12 protein-coding genes and 1 pseudogene are annotated in these 11329 nt (G+C 73.3%); 3 read left to right on the top strand and 10 right to left on the bottom strand.

The window, feature by feature from the left end; all coding sequences use genetic code 11:
* The first annotated feature begins 120 nt into the window (after window positions 1-120).
* Window positions 121-1482 carry a dipeptidase gene (locus ACIQ8B_RS18595; protein WP_290008780.1) on the top strand — a complete coding sequence of 454 codons (1362 nt, stop codon included), beginning with the start codon at window positions 121-123 and terminating at the stop codon, window positions 1480-1482.
* A 476-nt stretch (window positions 1483-1958) separates the two neighbouring features.
* Here the strand turns inward: ACIQ8B_RS18595 and ACIQ8B_RS18590 are convergent, their stop codons facing one another.
* The 3 genes from ACIQ8B_RS18590 to ACIQ8B_RS18580 all read right to left on the bottom strand — a co-directional run bounded on the left by ACIQ8B_RS18590 (window position 1959) and on the right by ACIQ8B_RS18580 (window position 4360).
* Window positions 1959-2999, bottom strand: coding sequence for an NUDIX hydrolase (locus tag ACIQ8B_RS18590; RefSeq protein WP_106415401.1), 1041 nt, complete (start codon window positions 2997-2999; stop codon window positions 1959-1961).
* Between the two features lie 144 nt (window positions 3000-3143).
* The gene (locus ACIQ8B_RS18585) at window positions 3144-3338 is read right to left on the bottom strand and encodes a hypothetical protein (RefSeq protein WP_403548007.1); all 195 of its coding nucleotides are present in this window, start codon (window positions 3336-3338) and stop codon (window positions 3144-3146) included.
* A 68-nt stretch (window positions 3339-3406) separates the two neighbouring features.
* Window positions 3407-4360, bottom strand: a complete 954-nt coding sequence (locus tag ACIQ8B_RS18580; RefSeq protein ID WP_403548005.1) for an ROK family protein — start codon at window positions 4358-4360, stop codon at window positions 3407-3409.
* Between the two features lie 207 nt (window positions 4361-4567).
* Between ACIQ8B_RS18580 and ACIQ8B_RS18575 the strand changes: the two genes are divergently transcribed.
* The gene (locus ACIQ8B_RS18575; protein ID WP_290008772.1) at window positions 4568-5674 is read left to right on the top strand and encodes a LacI family DNA-binding transcriptional regulator; all 1107 of its coding nucleotides are present in this window, start codon (window positions 4568-4570) and stop codon (window positions 5672-5674) included.
* Between the two features lie 91 nt (window positions 5675-5765).
* Here the strand turns inward: ACIQ8B_RS18575 and ACIQ8B_RS18570 are convergent, their stop codons facing one another.
* From ACIQ8B_RS18570 to ACIQ8B_RS18540, 7 genes and pseudogenes are all read right to left on the bottom strand, one after another.
* Window positions 5766-6044, bottom strand: a complete 279-nt coding sequence (locus ACIQ8B_RS18570) for a helix-turn-helix domain-containing protein (protein WP_403548003.1) — start codon at window positions 6042-6044, stop codon at window positions 5766-5768.
* Window positions 6044-6541 carry a DUF2975 domain-containing protein gene (locus tag ACIQ8B_RS18565; RefSeq protein ID WP_290008767.1) on the bottom strand — a complete coding sequence of 166 codons (498 nt, stop codon included), beginning with the start codon at window positions 6539-6541 and terminating at the stop codon, window positions 6044-6046. Before ACIQ8B_RS18565 ends, ACIQ8B_RS18570 begins: the two co-directional genes overlap by 1 nt.
* A 219-nt stretch (window positions 6542-6760) precedes the next feature.
* Window positions 6761-6970 (bottom strand): annotated as a pseudogene (locus ACIQ8B_RS18560) (aldolase); the annotation flags it as partial.
* A gap of 211 nt (window positions 6971-7181) precedes the next feature.
* Entirely contained in the window at window positions 7182-8144 is a 963-nt protein-coding gene (locus ACIQ8B_RS18555) for an electron transfer flavoprotein subunit alpha/FixB family protein (protein WP_403548001.1), read from the bottom strand.
* Between the two features lie 61 nt (window positions 8145-8205).
* The gene (locus tag ACIQ8B_RS18550) at window positions 8206-8994 is read right to left on the bottom strand and encodes an electron transfer flavoprotein subunit beta/FixA family protein (protein ID WP_290008765.1); all 789 of its coding nucleotides are present in this window, start codon (window positions 8992-8994) and stop codon (window positions 8206-8208) included.
* Between the two features lie 221 nt (window positions 8995-9215).
* A complete protein-coding gene (locus ACIQ8B_RS18545; RefSeq protein ID WP_290008763.1) occupies window positions 9216-9725 on the bottom strand; it encodes a flavin reductase family protein in 510 nt (169 codons plus the stop codon).
* A 217-nt stretch (window positions 9726-9942) separates the two neighbouring features.
* Window positions 9943-10296 carry a TlpA family protein disulfide reductase gene (locus ACIQ8B_RS18540; RefSeq protein WP_403547999.1) on the bottom strand — a complete coding sequence of 118 codons (354 nt, stop codon included), beginning with the start codon at window positions 10294-10296 and terminating at the stop codon, window positions 9943-9945.
* Between the two features lie 253 nt (window positions 10297-10549).
* Here ACIQ8B_RS18540 and ACIQ8B_RS18535 point away from each other — a divergent pair, with 253 nt between their 5' ends.
* On the top strand, window positions 10550-11278 hold the full coding sequence (locus ACIQ8B_RS18535) for a lysophospholipid acyltransferase family protein (RefSeq protein ID WP_403547997.1): 729 nt from the start codon (window positions 10550-10552) through the stop codon (window positions 11276-11278).
* Window positions 11279-11329: the final 51 nt, after the last annotated feature.

The following is an 11329-nucleotide window of genomic DNA, read 5'->3' as shown; positions in this document are numbered from 1 at the left end:
CGCTGTGGGAGGATCGGCGACGTGAGTGTCCCTTACATGGGTCACTCACGCACACCACACGATCATCGCGTACCGCGAAGTACGCACGTGCACAACGTCGCACCTACAAGGAGCGTGCCCATGTCGTCGAATCCGGTCGCCGCGACCGTCGCCTCACTGATGCCCAGGGCGAAGGAGGAGCTCACCGAGCTGGTGGCCTTCAAGTCGGTGGCGGACTTCGACCAGTTCCCGCGCGAGGAGAGCGAGGGCGCCGCCCGCTGGATCGCCGGCGCGCTCACCGCCGAGGGCTTCCAGGACGTCGCCCTGCTCGACACCCCGGACGGCACCCAGTCGGTCTACGGCTGCCTGCCCGGCCCGGAGGGCGCGAAGACCGTACTGCTGTACGCGCACTACGACGTGCAGCCGCCGCTGGACGAGGCCGGCTGGGCCACCCCGCCGTTCGAGCTGACCGAGCGCGACGGCCGCTGGTACGGGCGCGGCGCCGCCGACTGCAAGGGCGGGGTCATCATGCACCTGCTGGCGCTGCGCGCCCTGAAGGCGAACGGCGGCGTGCCGGTCCACGTCAAGATCATCGTGGAGGGTTCGGAGGAGCAGGGCACCGGCGGTCTCGAGCGGTACGCCGAGGAGCACCCGGACCTGCTCACCGCGGACGCCATCGTCATCGGCGACGCCGGCAACTTCCGCGCCGGTCTGCCGACCGTCACCACCACGCTGCGCGGCATGACGCTGGTGCGGGTGCGGATCGACACCCTCGCGGGCAACCTGCACTCCGGTCAGTTCGGCGGGGCCGCGCCCGACGCGCTGGCCGCGCTGGTGCGGGTGCTGGACTCGCTGCGCGCCGAGGACGGCAGCACGACCGTGGACGGGCTGACCGGCGACAGCGCCTGGCAGGGCATCCAGTACGAGGAGGAGCAGTTCCGTGAGGACGCCAAGGTGCTGGACGGGGTGGAGCTGATCGGCTCCGGCACGGTCGCCGACCGCATCTGGGCCCGCCCCGCGGTCACCGTGCTCGGCATCGACTGCCCGCCGGTGGTGGGCGCCACGCCGTCCGTGCAGGCGAGCGCGCGGGCGCTGGTCAGCCTGCGGGTGCCGCCGGGCGTGGACGCGGCGAAGGCGACCGAACTGCTGCGCGCGCACGTGGAGTCGCACACGCCGTGGGGCGCGCGGGTGACCACCGAGCGGATCGGCCAGGGGCAGGCGTTCCGCGCCGACCCGGCCAGCCCGGCCTACCAGGCCATGGCGGACGCGATGGCGGTCGCGTACCCCGGCCAGGAGATGCAGTACGCCGGCCAGGGCGGCTCGATCCCGTTGTGCAACACGCTCGCCGCCCTCTACCCGAAGGCGGAGATCCTGCTGATCGGGCTGAGCGAGCCGGAGGCGCAGATCCACGCGGTGAACGAGAGCGTGTCGCCGGACGAGCTGGAGCGGCTGTCGGTCGCCGAGGCGCTGTTCCTGCGCAACTACGCGTCCGACGCCGACTGACCGGCGCCCTGCGCCGACGCAGAGCCTCCGTCCCCGGACGGGGGCTCTGCCCTGCGGTGGACGTCATCTCACCCGCCTTGTGACGCTTCGACATCTCGCCCGCCTTGTGACGCTTCGGCCGTGACGACCCGGTGCGGACGGACGCGGCAGGCAGGCCACGGGCGACGCCGGACGCGCCCCGGCGGGCCGCCGGCCACCGCAGCCGCCCGCGCGGGCGCCCGTCGCCCCGGTGACGGACTCGGCGCCGTCGGTCGCGCCGCCCCGCCCCAGCCACGAGCAGCCGCCCCGCCTCGCGGGAACCATCGCCCCCATGCGGCCCGCACCGCGCCGAGGACAACAGACGCGGCACAGCGCCACGCCGACGCCGGCCACCGGGGCCGCCCACGTGGCCGCCCGCGCCGCGGGCGGACCGCACGGCACGCGAGCCGCGGGCCGTGCACAGCGGGGAACCTACGGCCCCGAGGCCGTAAGTCCCCTCATCCCACCGGCACTCCGCCCTCCAGATACATCGCCCGCCCGCGCTCGCGCGCCCGCAGCGCCCGGCGCAGGCGCTCGTAGCGGACCGGAGGCAGCAGATGCGCCGCCTCGGCCTCGGAGGCGAAGCGCCAGGCGCGCAGTTCGGGGCCGGGCAGCAGCATGCGTCCGGCGTCCGCGGAGTCGAGGCGGCCGCCGTCGAACAGCAGCCGCAGTCCGCCGAAGGCCGGGGGCGCGGGCGGCTCCCAGTCGACGACCAGGAGGGCCGGCACGTCGTCGAGACGTATGCCGGTCTCCTCGGCGACCTCCCGCATGCCGGCCCGCGCCGGAGCCTCCCCGCGTTCGACGATCCCGCCGGGGAACTCCCAGCCGGCCTTGTAGGTCGGGTCGACGAGCAGCACGCGGTCCTGCTCGTCGAAGAGCAGCACGCCCGCCGCGACGGTCTCCGCCGTGGGCTCGGGCGTCTGCACGATGTCGCAGGCGGGCACCTCTCCGCTGCCGACCGCCTCGGCGATGCGGCGGGCGGTGTCGCGCGGGGTGAGGCAGCCGCTGTCGATCGGGTAGGCGTCGGCGGTCAGCCAGGCGGCGAGCGCCGCCTTGAACGGCTCGATGCGGTCGTACGACCACTGCCGGACGCGTATCTCCCCGTCGGGGAGGTCCTCCGGGACCTCCCGGCCGGCTATCCGCTCCCGCAGGATCGTTTCGGCCGGGGCGAGCAGGACGTGCCGGACCGGTATGCGGCGGGCGGCGAGGCCGCCGAAGATCTCGTCACGGTACTCCTGGCGCAGCAGGGTCATGGGGACCACCAGGGTCCCGCCGAGCTCGGCGAGCATCGCGGCCGCGGTGTCGATCACGAGGCGTCGCCAGATCGGGAGGTCCTGGAAGTCGCCGACCCCGGCGAGGTGCTTGGGCGGGAGCAGTCGGTCCAGCGCTCCGCCGATGACCTCGGGGTCGAAGAGCGTGCTGTTCGGGATCAGCTCGATCAGTTCGCGCGCGGTGGAGGTCTTCCCCGCACCGTACGCCCCGTTGATCCAGACGATCACGGTTCCCCCTCTTCTGTTGGCCCCCTGAGGCTTGCCCGCTCCACCCTGCCACGGAAACCAGATCGCGTTGGGAACACGCGACGGCGGCGCCGGCACCCGTCGTGGAGGGGTGCCGGCGCCGCCGCCGGCGCTTCGGTGGGCCCGTCAGGCCTTGCCGTCCCGGTCGACGTCCAGCTCCAGCGTGTTGTTCTCCGCGACCGTGCGGTCGAGGGTGCCGAGCGTGTCCTCGACGCCGAGCGCGCCGAGGGCGGTGTCGGTGAGCGCGTGCGACGGGGTGACGGCCGCGACGACGAAACCGGTGGCGAGGGAGGCGATGGCGAGCATGCTGCGCTTCTTCATGCCCGGCTCAACTGCGGAACCGGCCGTCTGGTCACGCCCCGGTCCGGACGAGTCGCCGGACGGGCCCCTCACACCCCCGCGACCGCCGGGTCCGTGCGGCTGAACAGCGCCGCCGCGGCCGCCCCCACCAGGCCGGCGTCGACGCCCGTCTGCGCCGGGGTCACCGCGAGACGCCGCACGAAGGACAGCGTGGCGTACTCGGCGAGCGCCCTCCGCAGCGGCGCGAACAGCACCTCGCCGGCCTTGCCCACGCCACCGCCGATCACCGCGATGTCGATCTCGACGAGCGTCGCGGTGGCCGCGATGCCCGCGGCGAGGGCCCGGGCCGCCCGCTCGAAGGAGGCCACGGCGACCGGGTCGCCGGCACGGGCGGCGGCGGCCACCGCGGCGGCGGAGGTGTCGCCGTCCGGACCGGGCCGCCAGCCGTTCTCCAGGGCTCGCCGGGCGATGTTGGGGCCGCTCGCGATCCGCTCCACGCACCCGCGCGCGCCGCACGGGCACGGGTCGCCGTCGAGGTCGACGCTGATGTGGCCGATGTGACCGGCGTTGCCGGTGGGCCCGGGGTGCAGCCGCCCGCCGAGCACCAGGCCGCCGCCGACGCCGGTGGAGACGACCATGCACAGCGCGTTGTCGTGGCCGCGGGCGGCGCCCTGCCAGTGTTCGGCGGCCGTGACGGCGACCCCGTCGCCGATCAGCTCGACGGGCAGTCCGCCGGCCGCGTCCCGCACCTTGGCGACAAGCGGATAGTCGCGCCAGCCGGGCACGTTGACCGGGCTCACCGTGCCGGCGGAGGCGTCGACGGGGCCCGCGCTGCCGATGCCGACCGCGTCCGCGCGCTCCCAGAGGGGGGACGCGGTGAGGTCGCCGATCACCGCCTCGACGGCTGCCATGACGGTGTCCCCGGCCTCCTGGGCGGGGGTCGGCCGCTGCGCGCGGGCCAGGATCCGGCCCTCACGGTCCACCAGCGCGCCGGCGATCTTGGTGCCGCCGATGTCGAGCGCAGCCACGAGGTCGGTGTGCATCAGAGTCGGATCTCCCCGTCAACCATCGGAAACCATCAGAAAACACGCTGGGAACGGCCATGCGCGACCAGGAGGCAACACATGGAGCACGGGCAACGGCCCGGTCGAACGGCGGGGTGCGGGCCGGAGCGTGCGTCGGACAGTGTCCCCCGAGCCTGACAACGTTGTCCAGGCTCTATGCTCGACGCCACATCCTCATACAAGCCCATGGAGCCACGCATCCCCGTGGCCGACAGGACAGGACACCGCATCGTGCCGGAGACGACCCGCCGCACCGACCGCTTCCCAGGGACCCGATACGGCAACCGTCCGACGATGAAGGACGTGGCCGCCCGTGCCGGGGTCGGCCTCAAGACGGTCTCCCGCGTGGTGAACGGCGAGCCGGGCGTGACGCCGGAGACCGAGCGCCGGGTGCAGGAGGCGATCGAGGCGCTCGGCTTCCGCCGCAACGACAGCGCCCGGGTGCTGCGCAAAGGGCGCACCGCCAGCATCGGTCTGGTCCTGGAGGACCTCGCGGACCCGTTCTACGGCCCGCTGAGCCGGGCGGTGGAGGAGGTGGCCCGCGCGCACGGCGCGCTGCTGATCAACGGGTCGAGCGCGGAGGACGCCGACCGTGAACAGGAGCTGGTCCTGGCCCTGTGCGCCCGCCGGGTGGACGGCCTGGTGGTGATCCCGGCCGGCGACGACCACCGCTACCTGGAGCCGGAGATCAAGGCGGGTGTCGCCACCGTGTTCGTGGACCGTCCGGCCGGGCACATCGACGCGGACGTGGTGGTGTCGGACAACTTCGGCGGCGCCCGCGACGGCGTGCGCCACCTGATCGCGCACGGGCACCGCAGGATCGGCTTCATCGGCGACATGCCGCGCATCCACACGGCGGCCGAGCGGCTGCGCGGCTACCGCACCGCCATGGAGGACGCGGGGATACCGGTGGCGGACGCGTGGATGTCGCTCGGCGTCACGGACCCCGAGCGGGTGCGCCGGGCGGCGGAGGAGATGCTCACCGGCCCGGAGCCGGTCACCGCGATCTTCACCGGGAACAACCGGGTGACGGTCACGGTGATCCGGGTGCTGGCCGGGCACGCCCGTCCGGTCGCCCTGGTCGGTTTCGACGACATCGAGCTGGCCGATCTGCTGCAGCCCGGCGTCACGGTCGTCGCGCAGGACGCCGCCGCCCTCGGCCGGACCGCCGCCGAGCGGCTCTTCCGCCAGCTGGACGGCACCCTGATCGCCCCGGAGCGCATCGAGCTGCCGACCCGGCTGATCACCCGCGGCTCCGGCGAGCTGCCCCCGGCCGACCGAGCGGGGCGGTGACGGCGGAGGACCGTACGCCGCGGGCCCTGAGGAGGGCCGCGAGCCGGGGCCGCGTGTGACCGGCCGGGGCGCGGTCGGCGGGTCCCGCGCGTCACCGTCCCGTAGCCTCGGCACCGGCGGGGCCGAGGCGCTGCACCGGGTTCGCCGCCGGCTCCGCCGGCGCGTGGTCGGGTTCGTAGCGCAGCAGGTCGCCCGGCTGGCAGTCGAGCACCTCGCACAGTGCGGCGAGGGTGGTGAAGCGGACCGCCTTCGCGCGGCCGTTCTTCAGGACGGCCAGGTTCGCCGGGGTGATGCCGACGCGTTCGGCGAGTTCGCCCACGGACATCTTGCGCCGGGCGAGCATCACGTCGATGTCGACGGCGATCGGCATCAGATCACCTCGGCCAGTTCGGCCCGCATCCGCGACGCCTCCAGCTCCCGGGCCACGGCCTGGGCCAGCAGCATCCGCAGGACGAGGACGACGAGCGCGATGCCCACGATCGCCAGGCCGACCCCGCCCACCAGGAGCACGATGCCGGGCGCGACGGCCTCCCCCGGCGCGAGCAGCGCGCCGAGCGCGAAGACCAGCAGGGCCGCGGCGACGAACGCGCCGATGACGATGTGGACGTAGCGGAAGGCCGCGTGGGAGAAGACGGTGCCGCGCCGCGCCATGGTCACCAGCCGCCAGACGCAGATCAGCACGGTCTGGGCGGCCAGCACGGTGAGGACCACGATCACCAGGAGCGGGGTCCGCAGAAAGGCGTACCGCTCGTCCAGCCCGTCCAGGTCGCTCGCCAGCAGCGGCACCATCACCGTCTGCACCGCCAGGGAGCCCGCCAGCAGCACCGCGATCACCGCGCGCAGCGCGAGCACGGTCACGTGTCCCATCGCCCCTCCTTCACTCGAAGCACGATGGGAATCTATCGATTTTCGATAGGCAACGCAATCGTGGGCGGTGCCCGGCGCCTATCTGTCACAGGGCGGGGACGGTCAGCCCTCCGCGCCGGGGCGAGGCGAGGACCTCCGGCTCCGCGCGGGCCGGACCGCTCGCGCGGGCCGCCGCGGCGTCGTCCAGGGCGCCGCGGTCAGGCCGCGCAGCAGGTACCCGGCGAGGACCCGGCCGCCCCGGCCGCGGACGGTGCCGGCGGTGAACCGGTCGCCGGGGACGTAGACGGTGGGGATGGACCGGCGGGTGCCGGGGTCGCCGGGGTGCAGACGCTCCGGTTCGGCGTCGACCGGCGCGAGGGAGGCGCCGGTCCCCTCGGCGACGGCGCCCGCGAGACTCGTCGGCACTCGCTCCTGCCGCCCCTGGCCCATGCCGCCCTCCCGGACGACCGCGCCCCGGATCCCGTCGCCATGTCCCCGAGATGCGAGATCAACAATTTGTTGAATGACGGCCTCCGGCGGCCTCCGCGCCGGCCGACACCGCCCTACGGGCCGGCCCGCCCTGCCGCCGGGCCCGGCGGAACACGGCGAGGCCCCCACGACCGGAGTGCGGTCGCGGGGGCCTCGGACGGTCCGGGGGTGATCAGCCCTTGCGGGCCTTGATCTCCTCGGTGAGCTGCGGGACGACGTCGAACAGGTCGCCGACGACGCCGTAGTCGACCAGCTCGAAGATCGGGGCCTCGGCGTCCTTGTTGACGGCCACGATGGTCTTCGAGGTCTGCATGCCCGCGCGGTGCTGGATCGCGCCGGAGATGCCGTTGGCAATGTACAGCTGCGGCGAGACCGACTTGCCGGTCTGGCCGACCTGGTTGGTGTGCGGGTACCAGCCGGCGTCCACGGCGGCGCGCGAGGCGCCGACGGCCGCGCCGAGCGAGTCGGCGAGCGCCTCGATGATCGAGAAGTTCTCCGCGCCGTTGACGCCGCGGCCGCCGGAGACGACGATCGCGGCCTCGGTCAGCTCCGGACGGCCGGTCGACTCACGCGGCGTGCGGCCGGTGACCTTGGTGCCGGTGGCCTGCTCGGAGAAGGTGACGCTCAGGGACTCGACCGCGCCGGCGGCCGGGGCGGCCTCCACGGCGGCCGAGTTCGGCTTGACCGTGATGACCGGGGTGCCCTTGGAGACACGGGACTTGGTGGTGTAGCCGGCGGCGAAGACCGACTGGGTGGCCACTGGGCCCTCGTCGCCGGCCTCGAGGTCGACGGCGTCGGTGATGACGCCGGAACCGATGCGCAGCGCCAGGCGGGCAGCGATCTCCTTGCCCTCGGCGGAGGACGGGACCAGCACGGCGGCCGGGGAGACGGCCTCGTGGGCGGCCTGGAGGGCGTCCACCTTCGGCACGACCAGGTAGTCGGCGTACTCGGCGGCCTCGTGGGTGAGGACCTTGACCGCGCCGTGCTCGGCGAGCGTGGCGACGGTGTCGCCGGCGCCGCCTCCCAGCGCGACGGCGACCGGCTCGCTGATGCGGCGGGCGAGGGTCAGCAGCTCCAGGGTCGGCTTGCGGACGGCGCCGTCCACGTGGTCGACGTAGACGAGAACTTCAGCCATGGGACTTCTTCTCTCCTGCTTGCGAAGTGTGAGGGGCGGGAAGCGAGCCGTGCCGTGCGGCTCAGATGAACTTCTGGCTCGCGAGGAACTCGGCGAGCTGCTTGCCGCCCTCGCCCTCGTCCTTGACGATCGTGCCCGCGGTACGGGCCGGACGCTCGGACGCCGACTCCACCGTGGTGTAGGCGTTCTCCAGGCCGACCTCGTCCGCGTCGATGTCGAGGTCGGAGAGGTCCCAGGACTCCACCGGCTTCTTCTTGGCCGCCATGATGCCCTTGAAGGACGGGTAACGGGCCTCGCCCGACTGGTCGGTGACCGACACGACCGCGGGGAGGGACGCCTCGAGCTGCTCGGAGGCCGCGTCGCCGTCACGGCGGCCCGTGACCTTGCCGTCCTCGACGGACACCTCGGACAGGAGCGTCACCTGCGGCACGCCGAGGCGCTCCGCGAGCAGCGCCGGGACGACGCCCATGACGCCGTCGGTGGAGGCCATGCCGGAGACGACCAGGTCGTAACCCGCCTTCTCGACGGCCTTGGCCAGCACCAGGGAGGTGCCGATGGCGTCCGTGCCGTGCAGGTCGTCGTCCTCGACGTGGATGGCCTTGTCGGCGCCCATGGACAGCGCCTTGCGCAGCGCGTCCTTGGCGTCCTCGGGACCCATGGTCAGGACGGTGACCTCCACGTCGTCGTCCGAGTTCTCCGCGATCTGCAGTGCCTGCTCGACCGCGTACTCGTCCAGCTCGGAGAGCAGACCGTCTACGTCGTCACGGTCGACGGTCAGGTCATCGGCGAAGTGCCGGTCGCCAGTGGCGTCGGGCACGTACTTCACAGTGACAACGATCCTCAAGCTCACGCCGGCTCTCCTACTGCATCGTCATTTCTGGCTGCCTGCCTGCAGGCAGCATAGGCGCCTCAAGCGGGCGGTCCCGGTCGGGGCGACCCACGCTCCGATCGAAATATTACTCGTCAGTACACTCAGTTCCTGCCCGCTAAGCAAGCGCTTTGAACTGTGACCTTCGCAACGCAGCGTAACCGGAACTCCTCCGGTCCGCGACGCGATCGAGGCCCCGCGTCTCAGTCGGGCAGTCCGCTGAATCGTCCCTGGTGGTAGACGAGGGGACGGCCGTGGCCCGTGGGGTCGCCGACCAGCACCTCGGCGACCACGATCCGGTGGTCGCCCGCGGGCACCCGCGCCGTCACCCGGCACACCATCCAGGCGGGTACGCCGTGCAGCACCGGCACCCCTTCCGGCCCCTCCCGCCAGTCCGTGCCCGGTCCGAAGCGGTCGGCGCCCCGGCGGGCGAAGGTGGCCGCGAGGTCCTGCTGGTGCTCGCCCAGCAGGTGCACGCCGACGTGGTCGCTCGCCGCGATCGCGGGCCAGCTGGAACCGCCCGTGGAGACGCCGAAGGACAGCATCGGCGGCTCCGCGGACACGGAGGCGAGGGAGGTGGCGGTGAAGCCGACCGGACCGGAACGGCCGCGCGCCGTGACCACCGCGACCCCCGCCGGATGCCGGCGGAAGACGGAGCGCAGCAGGTCGGGCGAGGCGGGCCGGGCGGCACCGAGGTCGGGCATTGCCGTCATGGAACAGTCCTTCTGGGAGGGGTCACGAGCGGGTTCGCGGCTGCTCACCGGCCCGGTCGACGCACACGCGGGAAGCGGGCGCCGGCCGGGAGGGGGCCGGGTACCCGACGGCGGCGAAGGAGTCCCGACGACATGGGGTCAGGCTGACGACGAGCACCGCGCAGCGTCAAGCCGGCCGCCGTGGACGGGAGATGTCCCACCATGATCGCGGCAGCCGTCACAGCGCCGCGCCCAGGGCGGCGATCACGTCGGCCTTGCGCGGCTGTCCGGCCGCGCACCGTACCACCCGGCCGTCCGCGTCGAGCACCAGCACCGTCGGGGTGCGCTCGATCCCCAGCCGCCGTACGAGGTCGAGGCGGGCCTCGGCGTCGATCTCGACGTGGGTCACGCCCGGCACCATGCCCGCGACCTCGCCCAGCACCCGGCGGGTGGCCCGGCAGGGCGCGCAGAAGGCGCTGGAGAACTGCACGAGCGTGGCGCGCTCGCCCAGCCCCACGCCGAACTCGGCCGCGAGACCGGTCCGCACCGCGCCGTCGCCGCCGGCCCGTCCCGTGTCGTCACTGCCTCGCACTCGCCGCTCCCGCCCTGGATGTCGCTTCCCGACCGCCTCCAGCGTCCCAGGATCCGCGAACATTCCCGTCCTGGCGGCACAGCCCCGGGCGGATCACGGGAACGTGACGAGAATCTCCGCCCCGGAGCGGCGCCGGGGCTGGTTCACCGGCCGTTTCTGGGGCAGCATCAGCGACAGGCCGTAAACCTACGGCTGCGTAACTTCGACTGGGAGACCTCCGCCCAGGAAGAGAAGGAAGGGTTCCGACCCGCCCATGGCAGAACTTGTCTACCGGCCCGTGATCGGCTGCGCCCGCACCCTGTTCAAGGTGTGGGACCTCAAGATCGATTGTCAGGGGTCGGAGAACATCCCGCGCTCGGGCGGCGCCGTGCTGGTGAGCAACCACATCAGCTATCTCGACTTCGTGTTCAACGGACTGGCGGCGCTCCCGCAGAAGCGGCTGGTCCGCTTCATGGCCAAGGAGTCGGTGTTCCGGCACCGCGTCTCGGGCCCGCTGATGCGCGGCATGAAGCACATCCCGGTGGACCGCAAGCAGGGTGAGGCCGCGTACCAGCACGCGCTGCGCTCGCTGCGGTCCGGTGAGATCGTGGGCGTCTTCCCCGAGGCGACGATCTCGCAGTCGTTCACGCTGAAGAGCTTCAAGTCCGGTGCCGCACGCATGGCGCAGGAGGCGGGCGTCCCGCTGATCCCGGTGGCGGTGTGGGGGACGCAGCGGCTGTGGACCAAGGGCCACCCGCGCAACTTCAAGCGCAGCCACATCCCCATCACCATCCGCGTGGGCGAGGCGATCGAGGCGTCCAGGGACAAGTACGCGGGCGCGATCACCCGGCAGCTGCGCGAGCGGGTGCAGGAGCTGCTGGAGGCGGCTCAGCGAGCGTACCCGGTACGGCCGAAGGACCCGGACGACACCTGGTGGATGCCGGCCCACCTCGGCGGCACGGCTCCCACCCCGGAGCAGGTCCGCGAGGCCGAGGCCCACTGAGGTCCCCTCCCAGGTCCCGGACCCGTGCTTGCACGGGTCCGGGACCTGCTG

The sequence above is a fragment of the Streptomyces sp. NPDC096105 genome, from assembly GCF_044763335.1.
Classification (GTDB): Bacteria; Actinomycetota; Actinomycetes; order Streptomycetales; family Streptomycetaceae; genus Streptomyces.
The sequence above is the reverse complement of the archived record's forward strand: the minus strand, read 5'-3'. Positions and strand labels throughout refer to the sequence as shown.

Coding starts and splice junctions, on each gene's coding strand:
- ACIQ8B_RS18570 (WP_403548003.1), bottom strand. CDS start 6,044: ATGCCGATCGCCGTCGACATCGACGTGATGCTCGCCCGGCGCAAGATG.
- ACIQ8B_RS18565 (WP_290008767.1), bottom strand. CDS start 6,541: ATGGGACACGTGACCGTGCTCGCGCTGCGCGCGGTGATCGCGGTGCTG.
- ACIQ8B_RS18585 (WP_403548007.1), bottom strand. CDS start 3,338: ATGAAGAAGCGCAGCATGCTCGCCATCGCCTCCCTCGCCACCGGTTTC.
- ACIQ8B_RS18575 (WP_290008772.1), top strand. CDS start 4,568: ATGGAGCCACGCATCCCCGTGGCCGACAGGACAGGACACCGCATCGTG.
- ACIQ8B_RS18555 (WP_403548001.1), bottom strand. CDS start 8,144: ATGGCTGAAGTTCTCGTCTACGTCGACCACGTGGACGGCGCCGTCCGC.
- ACIQ8B_RS18545 (WP_290008763.1), bottom strand. CDS start 9,725: ATGACGGCAATGCCCGACCTCGGTGCCGCCCGGCCCGCCTCGCCCGAC.
- ACIQ8B_RS18595 (WP_290008780.1), top strand. CDS start 121: ATGTCGTCGAATCCGGTCGCCGCGACCGTCGCCTCACTGATGCCCAGG.
- ACIQ8B_RS18535 (WP_403547997.1), top strand. CDS start 10,550: ATGGCAGAACTTGTCTACCGGCCCGTGATCGGCTGCGCCCGCACCCTG.
- ACIQ8B_RS18580 (WP_403548005.1), bottom strand. CDS start 4,360: ATGCACACCGACCTCGTGGCTGCGCTCGACATCGGCGGCACCAAGATC.